The organism is Streptomyces sp. NPDC031418, from assembly GCF_055581605.1.
In genome coordinates this window covers 1-1215 of the sequence record NZ_JBVIJC010000047.1, presented here as the reverse complement: position 1 = coordinate 1215, position 1215 = coordinate 1, and the positions used below count along the sequence as shown (strand labels likewise).

Below are 1215 nucleotides of genomic sequence, written 5' to 3'. Positions count from 1 at the left end.
CTTGAGCTGGGGGTGGCCGCAGAGACCAGCGAGAAGCGACTGTTTACTAAAAACACAGGTCCGTGCGAAGCCGTAAGGCGATGTATACGGACTGACGCCTGCCCGGTGCTGGAACGTTAAGGGGACCGGTTAGCTCACTTTCGGGTGGGCGAAGCTGAGAACTTAAGCGCCAGTAAACGGCGGTGGTAACTATAACCATCCTAAGGTAGCGAAATTCCTTGTCGGGTAAGTTCCGACCTGCACGAATGGCGTAACGACTTCTCGACTGTCTCAACCATAGGCCCGGTGAAATTGCACTACGAGTAAAGATGCTCGTTTCGCGCAGCAGGACGGAAAGACCCCGGGACCTTTACTACAGTTTGATATTGGTGTTCGGTTCGGCTTGTGTAGGATAGCTGGGAGACTTTGAAGCTCATACGCCAGTGTGGGTGGAGTCGTCGTTGAAATACCAGTCTGGTCGTGCTGGATGTCTAACCTGGGTCCGTGATCCGGATCAGGGACAGTGTCTGATGGGTAGTTTAACTGGGGCGGTTGCCTCCTAAAGGGTAACGGAGGCGCCCAAAGGTTCCCTCAGCCTGGTTGGCAATCAGGTGTTGAGTGTAAGTGCACAAGGGAGCTTGACTGTGAGACCGACGGGTCGAGCAGGGACGAAAGTCGGGACTAGTGATCCGGCGGTGGCTTGTGGAAGCGCCGTCGCTCAACGGATAAAAGGTACCCCGGGGATAACAGGCTGATCTTCCCCAAGAGTCCATATCGACGGGATGGTTTGGCACCTCGATGTCGGCTCGTCGCATCCTGGGGCTGGAGTCGGTCCCAAGGGTTGGGCTGTTCGCCCATTAAAGCGGTACGCGAGCTGGGTTTAGAACGTCGTGAGACAGTTCGGTCCCTATCCGCTGTGCGCGTAGGAGTCTTGAGAAGGGCTGTCCCTAGTACGAGAGGACCGGGACGGACGAACCTCTGGTGTGCCAGTTGTTCTGCCAAGGGCATGGCTGGTTGGCTACGTTCGGGAGGGATAACCGCTGAAAGCATCTAAGCGGGAAGCCTGCTTCGAGATGAGGACTCCCACCCACTTGATGGGGTAAGGCTCCCAGTAGACGACTGGGTTGATAGGCCGGATCTGGAAGCCAGGTAACTGGTGGAGGTGACCGGTACTAATAGGCCGAGGGCTTGTCCTCAGTTGCTCGCGTCCACTGTGTTGGTTCTGAAACCACGAAC

At 56.4% G+C, this 1215-nt stretch carries 1 rRNA gene (only partly in view); it reads left to right on the top strand.

From position 1 onward, the window contains the following. Positions 1-1175: ribosomal RNA gene (locus tag ACZ5CZ_RS38570) — 23S ribosomal RNA — on the top strand; it begins 1792 nt to the left of the window's first position. Positions 1176-1215 lie beyond the last annotated feature (40 nt).